Source organism: Pseudomonas sp. NPDC090203 (assembly GCF_044746765.1).
In the GTDB taxonomy this organism is placed as follows: Bacteria; Pseudomonadota; Gammaproteobacteria; order Pseudomonadales; family Pseudomonadaceae; genus Aquipseudomonas; species Aquipseudomonas putida_AD.
Genome location: NZ_JBIVCV010000022.1, coordinates 1 through 15,228, shown reverse-complemented (window position 1 = coordinate 15,228; position 15,228 = coordinate 1). Strand labels below are relative to the sequence as shown.

14 protein-coding genes are annotated in these 15,228 nt (G+C 63.5%); 4 read left to right on the top strand and 10 right to left on the bottom strand.

Features of this window, described 5'->3' with window-relative positions:
* Positions 1-116: 116 nt before the first annotated feature.
* Positions 117-1,586 (top strand): cytosine permease, encoded by a 1,470-nt coding sequence (locus ACIPO9_RS26865; RefSeq protein WP_274135076.1) that lies wholly within the window; start codon positions 117-119, stop codon positions 1,584-1,586.
* Entirely contained in the window at positions 1,576-2,502 is a 927-nt protein-coding gene (locus tag ACIPO9_RS26860) for a PfkB family carbohydrate kinase (protein WP_400784379.1), read from the top strand. Before ACIPO9_RS26865 ends, ACIPO9_RS26860 begins: the two co-directional genes overlap by 11 nt.
* A 112-nt stretch (positions 2,503-2,614) precedes the next feature.
* Here the strand turns inward: ACIPO9_RS26860 and ACIPO9_RS26855 are convergent, their stop codons facing one another.
* The 6 genes from ACIPO9_RS26855 to ACIPO9_RS26830 are packed head-to-tail and all read right to left on the bottom strand — an operon-like array spanning position 2,615 to position 9,896.
* A complete protein-coding gene (locus ACIPO9_RS26855; RefSeq protein ID WP_400784378.1) occupies positions 2,615-4,012 on the bottom strand; it encodes a sigma-54-dependent transcriptional regulator in 1,398 nt (465 codons plus the stop codon).
* Entirely contained in the window at positions 4,009-5,778 is a 1,770-nt protein-coding gene (locus tag ACIPO9_RS26850; protein WP_274135079.1) for an ATP-binding protein, read from the bottom strand. The genes ACIPO9_RS26855 and ACIPO9_RS26850 overlap by 4 nt, the downstream gene beginning before the upstream one ends.
* Positions 5,775-6,902, bottom strand: coding sequence for a GNAT family N-acetyltransferase (locus ACIPO9_RS26845; RefSeq protein ID WP_400784376.1), 1,128 nt, complete (start codon positions 6,900-6,902; stop codon positions 5,775-5,777). Before ACIPO9_RS26845 ends, ACIPO9_RS26850 begins: the two co-directional genes overlap by 4 nt.
* 3 nt (positions 6,903-6,905) lie before the next feature.
* Positions 6,906-7,814 carry an alpha/beta hydrolase gene (locus ACIPO9_RS26840; RefSeq protein ID WP_400784374.1) on the bottom strand — a complete coding sequence of 303 codons (909 nt, stop codon included), beginning with the start codon at positions 7,812-7,814 and terminating at the stop codon, positions 6,906-6,908.
* Positions 7,811-9,205 carry an aspartate aminotransferase family protein gene (locus tag ACIPO9_RS26835; RefSeq protein WP_400784373.1) on the bottom strand — a complete coding sequence of 465 codons (1,395 nt, stop codon included), beginning with the start codon at positions 9,203-9,205 and terminating at the stop codon, positions 7,811-7,813. The genes ACIPO9_RS26840 and ACIPO9_RS26835 overlap by 4 nt, the downstream gene beginning before the upstream one ends.
* Positions 9,198-9,896 carry an HAD-IB family phosphatase gene (locus tag ACIPO9_RS26830; protein WP_400784372.1) on the bottom strand — a complete coding sequence of 233 codons (699 nt, stop codon included), beginning with the start codon at positions 9,894-9,896 and terminating at the stop codon, positions 9,198-9,200. The genes ACIPO9_RS26835 and ACIPO9_RS26830 overlap by 8 nt, the downstream gene beginning before the upstream one ends.
* 252 nt (positions 9,897-10,148) lie before the next feature.
* On the opposite strand from ACIPO9_RS26830, the gene ACIPO9_RS26825 reads away from it, so the two are divergent.
* Entirely contained in the window at positions 10,149-10,934 is a 786-nt protein-coding gene (locus ACIPO9_RS26825) for a MipA/OmpV family protein (protein WP_400784370.1), read from the top strand.
* A gap of 63 nt (positions 10,935-10,997) precedes the next feature.
* Positions 10,998-11,867 (top strand): fatty acid desaturase family protein, encoded by an 870-nt coding sequence (locus ACIPO9_RS26820; protein ID WP_400604496.1) that lies wholly within the window; start codon positions 10,998-11,000, stop codon positions 11,865-11,867.
* Positions 11,868-12,117: 250 nt separating this feature from the next.
* Here the strand turns inward: ACIPO9_RS26820 and ACIPO9_RS26815 are convergent, their stop codons facing one another.
* From ACIPO9_RS26815 to ACIPO9_RS26800, 4 genes are read right to left on the bottom strand one after another with little or no spacing between them, the layout of a single operon-like run.
* Entirely contained in the window at positions 12,118-12,531 is a 414-nt protein-coding gene (locus ACIPO9_RS26815; protein WP_400604494.1) for an EamA family transporter, read from the bottom strand.
* On the bottom strand, positions 12,524-13,684 hold the full coding sequence (locus tag ACIPO9_RS26810) for a peptidogalycan biosysnthesis protein (protein WP_400784368.1): 1,161 nt from the start codon (positions 13,682-13,684) through the stop codon (positions 12,524-12,526). The genes ACIPO9_RS26815 and ACIPO9_RS26810 overlap by 8 nt, the downstream gene beginning before the upstream one ends.
* 7 nt (positions 13,685-13,691) lie before the next feature.
* A complete protein-coding gene (locus ACIPO9_RS26805) occupies positions 13,692-14,066 on the bottom strand; it encodes a transporter (RefSeq protein WP_400784367.1) in 375 nt (124 codons plus the stop codon).
* Positions 14,063-14,983 (bottom strand): arginase, encoded by a 921-nt coding sequence (locus tag ACIPO9_RS26800; protein WP_400784365.1) that lies wholly within the window; start codon positions 14,981-14,983, stop codon positions 14,063-14,065. Before ACIPO9_RS26800 ends, ACIPO9_RS26805 begins: the two co-directional genes overlap by 4 nt.
* Positions 14,984-15,228 lie beyond the last annotated feature (245 nt).

Below are 15,228 nucleotides of genomic sequence, written 5' to 3'. Positions count from 1 at the left end.
GCGGTGATCCGGGGTCGATTCGCGCCGATATCGGTGTGGATGGCCCAATCGACACGGACGTCACTTGCTTTGCGTACTGCCCACAACCAGAACAAATGGCAACAGGAGCATTTCCCATGACGTCATCCAACGCCAATCAAGGCGCAGGACAGCTTGAAACACGCGGCATCGAGCCGGTTCCGGAAAACGAGTGCAACGGCCATCCGCTGCAACTGTTCTGGGTCTGGTTTGCGGCCAACATCAGCATTCTCGGCTTGCCCCTGGGCGCGACCCTGGTGGCCTTTCGCGGGCTGTCCATCGGCCAGGCCATCATCGTGGCGATTCTCGGCGCGGCGGGTTCCTTCGCCGTGGTGGGGGTGATCTCCATCGCTGGCCGTCGCGGCCGTGCGCCAAGTCTGACGCTCTCGCGCGCCATTTTCGGTGTGCGCGGCAACATCGGTCCTACCATCGTTTCGTTGATGTCGCGCCTGGGCTGGGAAACGGTCAACACCACCACGGCGGCCTTCGTGCTGTTGTCGTTGTGCTCGATTCTGTTTGGCACTGCGGTGGAGGCGAAGAACTCACCGGGCCTGACCCTGCTGTTCATCGCCATTTTCGTGCTGATGACCCTGACCGTATCCGGCCTGGGCCATGCCACGCTGCTGGTCATCCAGAAGTGGGCGACCTACATATTCGGCGCGCTGAACATCGTGGTGGGCGGCTTCCTGATTGCTCACATCGACTGGACCGCCGTGTTCAATGCCACCCCGGCACCGCTGAGCGCGATGATCATCGGCGTCGGCACCATGGCGGCGGGCACCGGCATCGGCTGGGCCAACGCAGGCGCCGACATGTCGCGCTACCAGCACGCCAGCGTCAAGGCCACGCGCCTGGTCGCCTCGGCGGCTTTCGGTGCGGGCATTCCGCTGGTGCTGCTGATTACCCTGGGCGGCCTGCTGTCGGTGGGCAATGACCACCTGGCCTCGGCCACTGACCCGATCATCGCCATTCGCGAACTGCTGCCTACCTGGATGGCCGTGCCGTACCTGATCACCGCCTTCGGTGGCCTGCTGCTGTCGAACAACCTGTCGGTGTATTCGGCGGGCCTGACCACGCTGACCCTGGGGCTGAAGATCAAGCGCGTGCATGCGGTGATTGTCGACATCGTGGCGATCTTCGCCGGCTCCATCTATTTCATGCTGATCGCCGACAGTTTCTACGGCCCGTTCATCACCTTCATTTCGATGCTCGCCGTGCCGATCACCGCCTGGGTCGGGATCTTTGTGGTTGACCTGATTCACCGCCACTACTATTCGGCCAAGGATCTGATGGACGTCACCCCGAGCAGCGCCTACTGGTACAGCGGCGGCGTGGAATGGCGCGCGCTGGGTGCATGGGCGCTGGCCATCGTGCTGGGCTTCAGTTTCACCACCGTCGCCACCACGCCGGAGAACGTGCTGTTCAAGGGCTTCCTGTCCGACTCCTGGTTCGGCCATAACGGCCTGGGCTGGATCGTGACCTTCGTGGTCGCGGGCGGTCTGTACGCCATTCTCGGTGGTTCCCGCGACCGCCGCGTCGTTGCCAAAGAGGCTGCTCATGCCCGCTAGATTGCTGTACACCGGCCAGGTCGTGGTTGACCTGGTCATGGCCCTTGATGCGCTGCCCCGTTCGGGCGGCGACGTGCTCGCAAGCTCGGCGGCGTTCGAGACCGGTGGTGGCTTCAATGTGATGGCCGCGGCCCGTCGCAACGGTTTGCAGACGGTCTACCTGGGGCGTCATGGCAATGGGCGTTTCGGTGATCTGGCGCGTCAGGCCATGACCGCTGAAGGCATCGAGGTGGCCACAGCTGCGTCGAGCGATCAGGACACTGGGCTGTCGGTGGCGCTGATCGAACCGTCGGCGGAGCGTTCGTTCATCTCCTATGTCGGGGCCGAGGGCGGGTTGTCGGCCCAGGACCTGCGAAGCGTTGTCGTGCAGCCGGATGACTTCGTGTTTGTCAGTGGCTACAGCCTGCTGCACAAGAACAAGGTATCGACACTGCTGAGCTGGCTGGGCGAACTACCGCAAGGCGCGGACGTGGTGTTCGATCCGGGCCCGCTGGTGAACTCGCCGGACGGCGCCGAGATGCAGGCGGTGTTGCCGTTGATTACGCTGTGGACCAGCAATTGCGAGGAGGCGCTGCGTTTCACCGGGTGCGAGGCGATAGCCGATGCGCTTGAGAAGCTGGCGCAATGGCTCAACGATGATGCGCTGATTGTCGTGCGGGACGGCCCGCAGGGTTGCTGGATCCGCCAAGGCAGCGACGCACAGCATGTACGCGGTTTTCCGGTCACGGCCATCGACACCAACGGCGCGGGCGATGCCCATGCCGGGGTGTTGCTGGCGGGGTTGGCGTCGGGGCTCTCGGCGCAACAGGCCGCCTTGCGCGCCAACGCCGCAGCGGCCATTGCCGTCACCCGCTGGGGCCCGGCAACCGCGCCCCTCGCGGCCGAGGTCGACGAAAAGGTCGCAGCAAACCCGTAGCAGCGCGGCTTGCCGGCGGGGGCGGTGTATCTGTGACGGATGTGTTGACTGACACACCGCCCCCGCCGGCAAGCCGTGCTGCTACGGGTCGTAGGCGCCAGTCGTATGGTGATCAGCGCACGATCTTGTCCACGTGAATCTCCAGCTTCTTGAGCCGGTACCACAGGCTGCGCTCGGATATCCCGATCAACTGCGCAGCCGCGGCCTGCACCCCGTTGGTCTCGTGCAGCGCGGCGAGGATGTAGGCCTTTTCGACTTCTGCCAGCGCGGCGTCGAGGTCCTTGGGGATGCCCGGCCCTTCGCTGAGAATGCTGGCCGCCGAGCTGTCCAGCGGTTTGGAGCCGAACAGGTACGCTGGCAGATCCGATTCTTCGATGGTCTGTGAGGAGGCGACGATGGTCGCCCGTTCAACGCAGTTCTGCAGCTCGCGGATATTCCCCGGCCAGGGATAGCGGGCCATCGCCAGCAGCGCTTCGGGGCTGAAACCGGTGATGCGCTTACCGGCCGTGGCGCCGAGCACGTGGGCGAAGTGGCGGGCGAGGGCGGGGATGTCTTCGACCCGCTCGCGCAAGGCGGGCAACGGGATCGGGAATACGTTGAGGCGGTAGTACAGGTCCTCGCGAAACTCCTTGCGGGCCACCGCTTCGAGCAGGTTCTTGTTGGTGGCCGCGATCACCCGCACATCGACCTTGCGCTCGCGAGGATCGCCCACCGGCTCGATCACCCGCTCCTGCAAGGCACGCAGAATCTTGGCCTGCAACGCCAGCGGCATGTCGCCCACTTCATCGAGAAACAGCGTGCCCTTGTCGGCCTGTTGAAAGCGCCCGATGCGGTCGGACACAGCGCCCGTGAACGCGCCTTTCTTGTGGCCGAACATCTCGCTTTCCAGCAGGCCTTCGGGAATAGCCGCGCAGTTCACCGCCACGAAGGGTTTGTCCGCGCGATTGCCATGCTTGTGGATGGCCCGTGCGACCATCTCCTTGCCGGTGCCGCTTTCGCCGGTCAGAAGAATCGTCGCGCTGCTTTCACGCACCGAATCCACGGCCTGCAAGACGCGGCGAAACGCAGGGCTTTCACCCACCAGGCTGTCGATCTGCTGGTGCTCGTTGAGTTCGGCGCGCAGGCGCTGGTTGTCGCGCAGGATGTCGCGAAACTGCAGGGCTTTCTGTACCGTGATGTCCAGCTCGTCGATGTCGAACGGTTTGCTGATGTAGTCATAGGCGCCGTTGCGCATCGACTGCACGGCGTTCTTCACCGTGCTGTAGGCGGTCATGACGATCACCGGCAACTGCGGAAAGCGCTGCTTGATCTCGGCCAGCAGTTGCGGGCCGTCCATGCCGGGCATGCGCCAGTCGCTGATCACCAGATCGATCTCTTCGCGTTCGAGCACGGTCAGCGCGTGCAGCCCGTTGCCTGCGGTGAACACCTGAATGCCGTTCTGGCCGAGGGCCGAGGCCAGCAGGTCGCACAGCTTGGGTTCATCGTCGACCACCAGCACGTTGTGGCTCATGCCTGTTCTCCTTCATCGGCCGGCAGATAGAGATTGAATGTCGCGCCAGCGCCGTGTTCGCTGATGCACTCTACACGACCGTCGTGGTTCTCCATGATCGAAAACACCTTGGCCAGCCCAAGCCCGGTGCCCGACGCCTTGGTCGTGACGAAGGGGTTGAAGATGCGCTGGATGACTTCCGGATCGACGCCCTGGCCGGTGTCGGTGATGCTGATCCGGGTGATGGGGCGCTCGCTGTCCGCCGTTTCCAGCGCGATGGATAAGGTCAGCCGTCCACCTTCGGGCATGGCGTCGATGGCGTTGAGGATCAGGTTCAGGCAGGCCTGGGTCAGTTGCCGTGCATCGGCGTATACCGTGGCGCCTGGCGTCTGCTCATCGATCACTGCCTGCACGTTGTGGGTCGCCAGTTCCGGTGCGCAGAAACCCAGTACGTCTTCCAGCAGGCCGCGTGCAGATTGCGTCGAGCGGATCGGCGCACTGGGTTTGGCGAAGTCGAGGAATTCGGTGATCAGGTCGTTGATGCGCGTGACCTCGCTGATCACGTACTCCAGATGCCGCATATCAGTTTCCGGCAGGCTGGCGCGGCGGTGCAGCAGTTGGGTCGCGGTCTTGATGATGCCCAGCGGGTTGCGGATTTCATGGGCCAGGCCCATCGCCACTTCGCCCAGGGTGTGCAGCCGGTCGCGCCTGCGCAGTTGCGCTTCCAGATGCTGCAGCTCGCGCAGGCGCTCGGTCATGTGATTGAAAGTCACGCTCAGTTCGGCCAGTTCGTCGCCGCCGATGACCTCGACCTGGCGATGATAATCACCCGCCGTGACTGCTCGAACGCCCTCTCGCAGGCCGCGCAACGGACGCGTCAGGTGCTGGGAGACCAGCGAGCCAACCCCCAGCGACAACGCCGAGCCGACCAGGAAAATCGCCAGGAAGAGGTTGGTCTGGTTGACCAGCCCCACCAGTGAAGAATGGCGCAGCAGGCCGCTGAATATCACCCCTTGCAGCTCGCCGTTGTCGTTGAGAATCGGCGAGTACAGACCGCTGTAGCGCGGTGTCGATTGCTCGCTGGCGGCCTTGGTGTCGCGCAGGATGGCTTCGATGCGCGGCGGCACCTGGGGCGGGTGGTCTTCGAAGCGCTGGGTCGAGAAAATCTCGCCGAAGCCTTCGCTGTTGCGCAGGTACAGGCGCAGGTCCAGGGAGTGCACATCGGCGACGCTGGTGAGAAAACTGTTGTCCAGGTAAGTCGCGATCACCAGCTCGTAATCGACCCCGCCCTGCAGCGTGTGAAAGGTCGAGACCACGGTGCCGACGGCGCTGCCGCCTTCGTGGATGGTCTGCAGCACCGCCTTGGGCGAAAGGCTGATCTGACTGACGATGTCGTCGGCGGCGGTGGAAAACATGACCTTGTGATCGTCGCTGCGGATCAGCGCCACCACATCGATGCCCATGGCGTCCGCGACATCGGCGATCAGCTTGTCACGCTTGCCGCCGGTCTCGGCGTCGGGCCGTGCGTAGGCCTGGAACAACTGCGCCACGCGGGCGTTGTTGTGCATGATCTCGGTGGTTTCGTCGATGACGATCTTGGTCGATTCCTGCAACCAGATGCGCACGTTGCTCTCGAAGATCTGCGACAGCGTGGAGGCCGCCAGCTCGGCAGCGATCATGGTCGGGATCACGCTGACCAGCCAGAACGCCAGCACCAGCTTGCGCTGCACGCTCCAGCGCGAGAGGGAAAACAGTGAACGGGCGGAGCGTTCCGGAAATTCAGTCATCGATGTTCGCTTAGTGCCGCAGCCATGGCAGGATCGGAACGGTCGGGGCGGATGACCCGTTTGACCAGTTTGAGCACGGTGTTCATTACCCGGTTGCGATGGCGGAAGAACAGCAGGTTGGGCTCGAAGCGACACCCGAAGCGAATCTTGCTCGCGTACCCCGCCTGACCTGCCTCGTACACCGGAATGCGATTGTGGATGCAGTACTCGACATTGGCCAGCCAGCTGCGTGCATAGAGGTTGTGCTCCCGGGTGCGTTCCAGGTCGTGGGCGAAAATCTTGTCGATCAGGCGTTGCTCGTTCAGCAGCATCAGGTTGAACGCCACCAGGCGGTTGTCGATCCAGTACAGCACGCACACCGCGCGCTCGCCGAGCTGTTCGAGGATGCCGGTGAAGTAGCCAGGCCCGAGCCGTTCGAATTGTAGATCACTGCGCGCAAGCGTCGCTTCATAGAGCTGCATGATGTCCGGCAGCACGTCGTCGATCTCTCGCCGCCACTCGATACGCGGTGCCGGACCGCGCAAGGTGCGACGCAAATCCTTGCGGGTGGATTTGCCCAGTGACCCCAGGTAGGCATCCATCGACGGGTAAGTCACCGGCAGCAGGGCGCTGGGCAGGCTGGGCATCGCCTGCAACCCTGCACGGCGGCAGGTTTCGGCCCAGAGCGGTTCCTCGCTGGGCGCATCCTTCACCGCCAGCAGGCCCACGCCCAGGCTGTCGGCGTCCTGCCGCGCCCGCTGCAACAGCCGGTTGAACACCTCCTGACGCCGATGCCCGGGGACGTGGCTGGCGATCCCCGCGTTGCAGCGTTCGGCCACCGGCGAGCCGACGGCGTACAGCTGCAGATCGAACACCCCGGGCCACAGGCGGTTGAGCTGTTCGGTCAGGCGCTTGCCCACGCCCTGCATGGTGGTATCGAGGCTGTAGCGGGTGACGAACGCAGGCGCCACGCCCAGCAGCAGCGGGCCGTCGAACACCGCAAGGTAGCGCCAGGTGAAACGCTCGATACCGGCCTGCTCGACCGCCAGATAGAAATCCCAGTCCTCCAGTTGGCCGGGAAAGCAGTCGTTCCATTCCTCACGGGCGATGAAACGGATGCTGGAAAAGGCATGGGTGCTGATCATGATTCAGGCCAGTTGAGGTTGATCGTCAACGCCGAGCGGTTGACTCGCTGGTGCGGGGTCCAGCTGTGATCCGGCCTGCACCTGAGTCTCGATGAAAGAGGCGCTGAGGTCGATGACCTGCCGGTATTCCAGGTCCACAGTGATCATGTGATAGCAGTTGTCGAGCAGCACCTTGACCACCGGTGCGCCCAGGTGACGCTCGACGTAATCGGCGTTCCAGCGGCTGGTGATGTCGTCTTCAAGGGAATGCAGCACCAGCGCGGGGGCGTCTACGTAGGGCATGTCACGCTTGGCCACGGCGATCAGCCGATGCAGTTCGCGCACGCTGACCCCGGACATGGTCAGAAGCCCGGCGTTGCTGCTTTCGCCTTCCTTCATCTGCTTTTCGACGATGGCGCGCAGGCGCGGGTTCTTGATGCCGTAGGGCGGCTTTTCGTTGAAGCGGCAGATGTGCACGCCGAACGGCACCATCATGTAAATGTGAGTGAACTTGGCCACGAACGGCATGTTCCAGCCGTCGTAGCGCAAGGTCGTGGAATACAGCAAGAGCCCGGCGATTTCACCGGGGTGCTGCGCGGCCATGTGCATCGACATCACGGCGCCCATCGACAGGCCGCCGACGAACACCTGGCGGTGCCGCTGGCGAATGCCGACGAAGGTGCGCAACGCGCTCTGGTACCAGTCATCCCAGCGAGTGCGCTGCAGGTCGTCGTTGTCGCCGCAATGCCCGGCCAGGGTCGGCACGTACACCGTGCAGCCCCGGTCGGCCAGGCCCTGGGCCACCCGACGCAACTCCGTCGGGGTGCCGGTCAGGCCGTGGATCAGCAACACCCCCACGGCGCCGTTGCCGAGAATGAACCCGGCATCGCCTTCGCCCAAGTCGATCGCAGTGTGCGAGGGTGTCGGGCTCATCGTTTCATGGCCCGGTGCAGCAGGCGGTCGAGCAGGGCGATGCCGAGGTCTATCTCCGGGTAGCTGATTTCCAGCGACGGCGCGAGGGTGATCACGTTCTTGTAGTAACCGCCCACGTCCAGCACCAGCCCCAGGCGTTTGCCGTCGATTTCGATGTCGCCTTTCATGCCTTCCTCGACCATGAAATCCAGTGTCGCCTTGTCCGGGGTGAAGCCGTCCGGCGCGCAGATTTCGGCACGTAGGGCCAGGCCCAGGCCATCGACATCGCCGATGATCGGGTAGCGTTTCTGCAGGTCGCGCAGGCCTTCGAGGAAGTACTTGCCCTTGTTCATGACCATCGAGCCGTAGTCGGTTTCCGAGGTCATCTTGAACATTTCAAGGCCCACCGCCGTGCCCAGCGGGTTGGAGGCGAAGGTGGAGTGGGTCGAGCCTGGCGGGAAGATTTTCGGGTTGATCAGCTCTTCGCGGGCCCAGATGCCGCCCAGCGGGTTGAGGCCGTTGGTCAGCGCCTTGCCGAACACGATCACGTCGGGTTTGACGTCGAAGTGTTCGATCGACCACAGCTTGCCGGTGCGATAGAAGCCCATCTGGATTTCATCGACCACCATCAGGATGCCGTGCTGGTCGAGCACGTGCTTGAGTTCGCTGTAGAAGTTCATCGGCGGGATTACATAGCCGCCGGTGCCCTGGATCGGCTCGACGTAAAACGCGGCGTATTCGCTCTGGCCGACTTTCGGGTCCCAGACGCCGTTGTATTCGGTCTCGAACAGGCGGGCGAACTGCTTCACGCAGTAGCTGCCGTATTCTTCCTTGGTCATGCCTTTGGGGCCGCGAAAGTGGTACGGGAACGGGATGAACTGCGCGCGCTCGCCGAAGTGGCCGTAGCGGCGGCGATAGCGGTAGCTGGAGGTGATCGACGAGGCGCCCAGGGTGCGACCGTGGTAGCCGCCTTCGAAGGCGAACATCAGGCTCTTGCCGTTGCTGGCGTTGCGCACGACTTTGAGCGAGTCCTCGATGGACTGCGAACCGCCGACGTTGAAATGCACGCGACCGTCCAGGCCGAATTTGTTCTTGGCGTCCACCGCAATGGTTTCCGCCAGCTCGATCTTGCCCTTGTGCAGGTACTGGCTGGCGATCTGCGGCAGGGTGTCGATCTGCTGTTTCAGGGCGTTGTTCAGGCGCGGGTTGGCGTAGCCGAAGTTCACCGCCGAGTACCACATCTGCAGGTCGAGGTAGGCCTGGTCGCTGGTGTCGTAGACGTACGAGCCTTCGCAGCGGCTGAAAATGCGCGGCGGGTCGATGTAGTGGACCGTGTCGCCAAAGGAGCAGTACTTGGCTTCTTTTTCCAGGAGGAGCTGGTCTTCGGCGGTGGCGATGCGGATATCAGACATGGTGGAAGAGTTCCTGGGATTCATTGGAGAGGTGAACGACGGGTGCCGGCAGGCTGTGAGGCAGCAGGGCCAGCAAGGCAGGGAGTTGGGCGAAAGAGTCGAAGCGCGCATGGGGGATACCGTTGTGCACGCAGTGGTCGGCCAGCCGGCCCTTGGCGAAGACGAAATCGGCGGTGCCGGCCACGCACATGTCGGACTTGCCGTCGCCGATCACCAGCACGCGTTTGTCAGCGGGTGTGGATTTGCATTTGCAGTTCCCGGAGGCCGCGCGACAGGCGTCGCTGGCGTGGGGGAAGACGATGCGCCAGCTGTTCTGGTCCACCTGACGCAGGCCGTTGGCGATGATCGGCAGCAGCGGCACCTGGTGGCGCGAGAGGATGCGGGCGATGCCTTGTTCCAGGCCGTCGCTGACGATGTCCAGGGTGGCGCCCAGGCCGATCACGTGTTCGACGAACGCCGGGAAGTCGGGGTCGATGGTGACGCTGTCGAAGTAGTCCAGCAATTGCGCCGGAAACGCCTTGACCAGCGCCAGTTGGCGGCTGAGGCATTCCCGCGAGCCGATGCGGCCGTTGAGCCACTCGTCTTCGATGTCTACCCAACTGGGATCGGCGAAGCGTTCGAGAATGTTGTCGATCACGTCGGTCGGGGTGATCGTCCCGTCGAAATCACACACGATATGCCAATGCATCATCTGCGTTTGCCTGTCTTGTCCAAAGAGAGAGCGGGGCGAAGGGCTCGCCGTGTTGCTCGTGGCAGGGCAAGAGCAGGGACTGTGCCAAGGGCATGAAAGCCCGCAGGGCCGGGGTTGTGGCAGTTGCCGGAGGTGGCTGGAGGGGTGCGAAGCTACAATTTTTGTAGCTTGCTACAAACAACATCAGTGCTTGCGCTGGTGGTCGCCTCTGGGGATTGATGCGCGCATGTTCGCTGCCCCGAGACCTCTGCGATGACTCTTCTGCCGACCTGTTTCAAACGCCGCCTGTGTGTCGCCGGGCTGCTCTGCGCCGCGTATTTCAGCCCGGCGTGTCACGCCGATCCGCTGACCGGCGACGTTGGCGCGGGTGTCGCGTATCAGCCCCACGACCCCACCGGCACGCGCTATGAAACCCGACCGATTCCCTATCTGGACCTGTCCTGGGGGCGGGTCAATCTGAGCTCCGACGAGGGCTTGTCCTGGGATGCGCTCAAGGCCAACGGCTGGAGCGCCGGGCCGTTCGTCAACTACGTCGAGGGGCGCACGGCCAACGGCGCGCTGCACGGTCTGCATGACGTGTCGGACATGGGCGAGGTGGGTGGCTTCGTCGAATACAGCCCTTCGGATGCCTGGCGTGTGTTCGCTGAAGTGGGCCGCACCTTCGGCGGCAGCAACGGGCAGGGCGGGGTGCTGGGGCGTGTCGGCGGCGAGCTGGATTACCCGCTGGGCCGCGGGATATTCGGCGGCACGACGCTGGCTGCGCGCTACGCCAACGCCGAGCAGGCGCAGACCTTCTTCGGCGTCAGCGGCGCAGAATCACAGGCCTCCGGCATTCGCGCCTACAACGCCAGCGGCGGTTTCCAGAACCTGACCCTGACCCAGAGCGTAGCCTTCCCGCTCGCGCCGAACTGGTCGCTGATCACCAGCGCCAGTTGGATTCACCTGGTGGGATCGGCCGCCGACAGCAGCATCGTTCGCCAGCAAGGCCGTGTGAATCAAGGCGAGCTGGACGTCGCCGTGGCGTATCACTTCAAGTAGCTCGCGGGTTGGTCTGGCCCTTGCAATGAGCCGAAGCACTCATCGTTTTCGAGGAAGTTCTTCATGGCTCGTCCCGTTTACCGCTGGCTTGCATACTCGCTCTGGGACATCGTCCCGATTGCCATGGCGCTGGCCCATTTCGCTTTCGTGCTGTGGCTGGTCATGGCCTTTCATAGCCTGTCATGGTGGGCCATCGTGCCGCTGGCGCTGGTGTATGCCGTCAGTCTGTCGTGGAGCATCAACAGCATCTCCCACAACCAGATCCACAACGCCTATTTCACTCACAAGGGCATGAACCGCGCGTTCGACTTGCTGCTGTCGGTGACCATCGGCTTCTCCCAGACCATGTACCGCGACATCCACAACCGCCACCATCGCGGCAACTCCGACCGGCCCAACGACAAGGGCGAAACAGTCGACCCGTTGTCGATCTACCGCTATGGCCACAACGGCGAGCCCGAAGCCTTGTGGCGCTACGTGTTCCTGAGTGCCTTCCGTGATGAGCCCAAGAGCTATTACGAGGACATGAAGCGCAAACACCCTGACGATGCGCGCTGGGCGAAAGTTGAAATCTACGTGACCGTCGCGGCCTACATCGCGCTGGCGTTCCATGACTGGCATGCGGTGTTGCTGTTGCTGCCGTTCTGGTACCTGGGGCAGTCGCTGTCGTCGTTGAACGGCTATTACGAGCACCTGGGCGGCAACCCCGACCTGCCAATTGCCTGGGGCGTGAGTTCGTACAGCCCGCTCTATAACCTGATCTGGATGAATAACGGCTACCACGCCGAACACCATTACCGCCCCAAGATGCACTGGACCAAGGTCAAGGCCTTTCACCGGGAGATCAAGGAGCAGCAGCGGATGATGGGCGTGAAGGAGATACCGGTGTCCCATGGGTTGGGGTTTTTGTTGGATCATTCCGGGACGAAATAAAAATTCTTAATTTGTTGCCCTGCGGGCGTTATCGCGGGCAAGCGCGCTCCTACATTTGTTGCAACGTGCCATGGTCTGATGGACCGAGTGCGTAGCCTTAGTGCCCAGCTCGAGTTCCGTGCCGTCAGCTTAAAAGGCTGTGCACTCGGTATGCCGGATGCGGCACGTTGCAACAAATGTAGGAGCGCGCTTGCCCGCGATAGGCCCGCAGGGCATCAACGTAACAATCCAAAGCCAATATAAAGAGCCTTCACGACTCTCCCTCTGCCAACAACGCTATCCCGCCAATAATCACCCACACCCCCAGCCAGTGCAGGGCGCTGATGTGTTCGCCCAGCCCCAGCCACGACCCCAGCAGCACCACCACGAACACCAGCGAACTTAACGGAAAGGCCAGCGACAGACTGCTGCGCCGCAGGATCAGCATCCAGCTCAGGAACGAGCCCACATAACAGCCCACAGCCCCCAGCACCGCCACATTGCCCATCGCCGCCAGCAGCCAGTCCAACCCAAATGGCATCGCTGCCAGCCCATCGCCCCCGACCTTCAGCGCCAGTTGCGCCGCGCTTTCGAAGCCGATCAACAGCCCCCACAACCCAATGCTCGCGGCGCGGCTTTCCAGCCAGCGCCAGGCCGGTTTTTCATTCAGGATTTGCTCATTCATCTATGGATTTCCTGGCCACAACATTCGACTGATCCAGCCCGGCCTTGCGCACCAGCCAGCCCAGCAATCGGGTGACCCACGCACGGCGGTGATGGAGATAATGGTCATTGCCCAGCAGCCGACAACCCAGCCGCAGCTTCTCGTCATAGGCCGCCTGGCTGGCTTCGAACGCCGGAATGCCCTGGGCAATGCAACGCTGCACATGGGCCAGCCAGGTGCGGTGGTAGAGGTTGTGCTCACGGGCGGCTGCGCCATCGGAGGCAAACACCTTGTCGATCTGCCTCAACCCGTCGCCCAGCAGCAGGTTGAAGCCGATCAGCCGGTCGCCAGACCAGAACAGGTAGCAGGTCGCACGCTCGCCCAGCATGGCCAGCACCGAGCGGAAGTAGTCGGCGGTCAGCGGTTCGATCTCCTCGCCGCTACGGCCCACGGTGTCGGCATACAGCGCCAGCATGGTTTCGATTACATCGTCCACCTGATGCTGACGCGCTTCGATGCGCAGGTCCGATGGCGCCGCCAGCTTGCGTTTGAGCCCCTTGCGCGTCACCCGGCCGAGGCTCGCCAGATAGCCCTGCAGATCGGCGTAGGGCAACGGCAGCAGGGTTCTCGGCATTCCGGCCACGCGGGCAAAGCCCAGATGTTCCAGCGCGCTGCGCAAAGTCACACGCTCTTCGGCTACGTCCTTGAACAGGTACAGCCAGGTGCCGTCCAGTCGCGACTGGCGATCCAGGGCGTCTATCAGCACCGGCAGGATTTCAGGCGTGCGCGCCAGCCAGTCCGGGGCGCAGGCGATGGAGCAGGTTTCGGTGACGGGTGAACCCACCGCCAGGATCGGCAGCGATAGCTGCCCGAACAGCTTCGCCAGCAGACCGTCGAGCACCTGGTTCAGCGGCAGCCGATGGCGATAAGCCGGTGCCACCGCGATCAGGCGCTGGCCATCGCGGATCATGAAATAACGCGGCTCGACGCCAGGTAATCCGGCGTCTTCGATGGCGGCGTAATAGTCGTAGCCTTCGAGATCGTCGCTGTCGAGTTGCGCCCAGTCGCTGCGCCTGACCCGATGAATGCTGTGGCTGACTTCGACGCTCAGCGCAGAAGTGTCACTGAGCGTGACCGGGTTCCCTTGGGCGTAAGTCGATTGAATCTGTGTCATGAACACCTCACGCGCCGGTGGCGCACACCAGCATGACGCCGAACGTAATGACCATCGTGCCGAGCCAGCGGCGCCGGCTGACCCGCTCGCCAAGCACCAGCCTCCCGCCCAGCACCACGCCGACGTAACTCAGGCTCGCAGCCGGAAACACCAGCGACAGCGGCGCCAGCGACAGCACCAGCAGCCAGGTGATGAACTCGACCACATAGGCGCCCACGCCAAACCAGAGCATCGGCGCGCCGGCGATCTGCACCCAGAAACTGCGCAGGCGAAACCCGCCTTCCTGGGCAGGCAGCCGGTCCAGGCCGAGCTTGAATGCCAGTTGGCCGATGACGTCGAGCAGGATCGAAAAGGCCGTCAGCAGCACCACGGTCGGGGTCATGGGAACAGCTCCTCGAACAGGGTGATCAGGACCGCGTTGGTCTGGGCGTTGCGGGCAATGTCCGCTTCACTCCAGCGCTCTGCGGGCGGCTGATCGGATCTTGCCTCCCAGCGCTTGAGCGGGTTGCTGAACGCCGGGGGCGCGAACTCGCCGCAGACGTCGATGCCCAGCACCCGGGTGTTCGCGGCCAGGGCGCGGATGGCGTCGAGCAGATGGCTCAGGCGCATGCCGCCCTGGTCCCAGTTGGTGGCGGCGTCTTCGCAGGCGAGCACGTCCTTGTCGATGGTGATCCACACCGCATCGGTGGGCAGGCTGGCGACCAGTTGTTCGAGGAACTCCGGCCAGTCCACCTCGGCCAGGTTGTGCCAGTGCAGGTGACCGTCGATTTGCCGATGGCCGGGGCCGTCGCCGACCTTGCCCCAGACTTTCGAAGGCGGATGGCGCCAGGGGAACAATTGCAGGTCGCCACGCCTGAGTGCGCCGAGATTGCCGCCCTTGAGCTGCGGGCTTTGCAGGTCATCGCTGCAAGGTCCGAGGGTGATGACGCGTTGTACGTTGGGCAGCTTGAGCGCGCGATTGACCCACGAGCCGCAGTGGCGGCGGGGCGCGAAGTGCACCCAGTCCGGGTGGTTGTCGAAGTGGATCAGCGTGACCGGCTCGGGCAGGTCGGCGAGCAGGGCCGGGGTCAGGTGGTGATAGTCGCCGGAGCCGACGAAGAAGATTTCCGGCCGGTTGCCCAATGGCCTGGCGCGGTGATCCAGATGCCCGGCGAAGCGCTGGTAATTGTTTTCAGTGGACCAGAGCCGCAATACCGGCCCCAGGGCCAGCAGGTCAAGCCGCGTGGCACGTCCGTCCTGCAGCCGGTCCTTGATCGGTGCCTGCTGCGTGAGGCTGTGATCGAGATCGAGAATGTTCAAGGTTGCCTTCACCCATCAAATGCCGCCCCGGACACCGGGTCCATGGCCATGAACACCGGCCGGGCGGGCCTTTCAGGGGGATTGCAAAGGGTGGGCCAAGGGAGTGAATCTCAGGCCTGTAGGAGCGCGCTTGCCCGCGATGGCGGTGTGTCTATGACGTTGATGGCGCCTGACTCACCGAGGTCGCGGGCAAGCGCGCTCCAACCAGGAATGGGGTGTGAGTAACACCAACACGGACGAATTAA

What these genes read in the sequence shown, in the direction of transcription:
- ACIPO9_RS26830 (WP_400784372.1), bottom strand. Translation starts at nt 9,896, where the DNA reads ATGATGCATTGGCATATCGTGTGTGATTTCGACGGGACGATCACCCCG.
- ACIPO9_RS26835 (WP_400784373.1), bottom strand. Translation starts at nt 9,205, where the DNA reads ATGTCTGATATCCGCATCGCCACCGCCGAAGACCAGCTCCTCCTGGAA.
- ACIPO9_RS26810 (WP_400784368.1), bottom strand. Translation starts at nt 13,684, where the DNA reads ATGACACAGATTCAATCGACTTACGCCCAAGGGAACCCGGTCACGCTC.
- ACIPO9_RS26855 (WP_400784378.1), bottom strand. Translation starts at nt 4,012, where the DNA reads ATGAGCCACAACGTGCTGGTGGTCGACGATGAACCCAAGCTGTGCGAC.
- ACIPO9_RS26825 (WP_400784370.1), top strand. Translation starts at nt 10,149, where the DNA reads ATGACTCTTCTGCCGACCTGTTTCAAACGCCGCCTGTGTGTCGCCGGG.
- ACIPO9_RS26815 (WP_400604494.1), bottom strand. Translation starts at nt 12,531, where the DNA reads ATGAATGAGCAAATCCTGAATGAAAAACCGGCCTGGCGCTGGCTGGAA.
- ACIPO9_RS26860 (WP_400784379.1), top strand. Translation starts at nt 1,576, where the DNA reads ATGCCCGCTAGATTGCTGTACACCGGCCAGGTCGTGGTTGACCTGGTC.
- ACIPO9_RS26820 (WP_400604496.1), top strand. Translation starts at nt 10,998, where the DNA reads ATGGCTCGTCCCGTTTACCGCTGGCTTGCATACTCGCTCTGGGACATC.
- ACIPO9_RS26840 (WP_400784374.1), bottom strand. Translation starts at nt 7,814, where the DNA reads ATGAGCCCGACACCCTCGCACACTGCGATCGACTTGGGCGAAGGCGAT.
- ACIPO9_RS26865 (WP_274135076.1), top strand. Translation starts at nt 117, where the DNA reads ATGACGTCATCCAACGCCAATCAAGGCGCAGGACAGCTTGAAACACGC.
- ACIPO9_RS26850 (WP_274135079.1), bottom strand. Translation starts at nt 5,778, where the DNA reads ATGACTGAATTTCCGGAACGCTCCGCCCGTTCACTGTTTTCCCTCTCG.
- ACIPO9_RS26845 (WP_400784376.1), bottom strand. Translation starts at nt 6,902, where the DNA reads ATGATCAGCACCCATGCCTTTTCCAGCATCCGTTTCATCGCCCGTGAG.
- ACIPO9_RS26805 (WP_400784367.1), bottom strand. Translation starts at nt 14,066, where the DNA reads ATGACCCCGACCGTGGTGCTGCTGACGGCCTTTTCGATCCTGCTCGAC.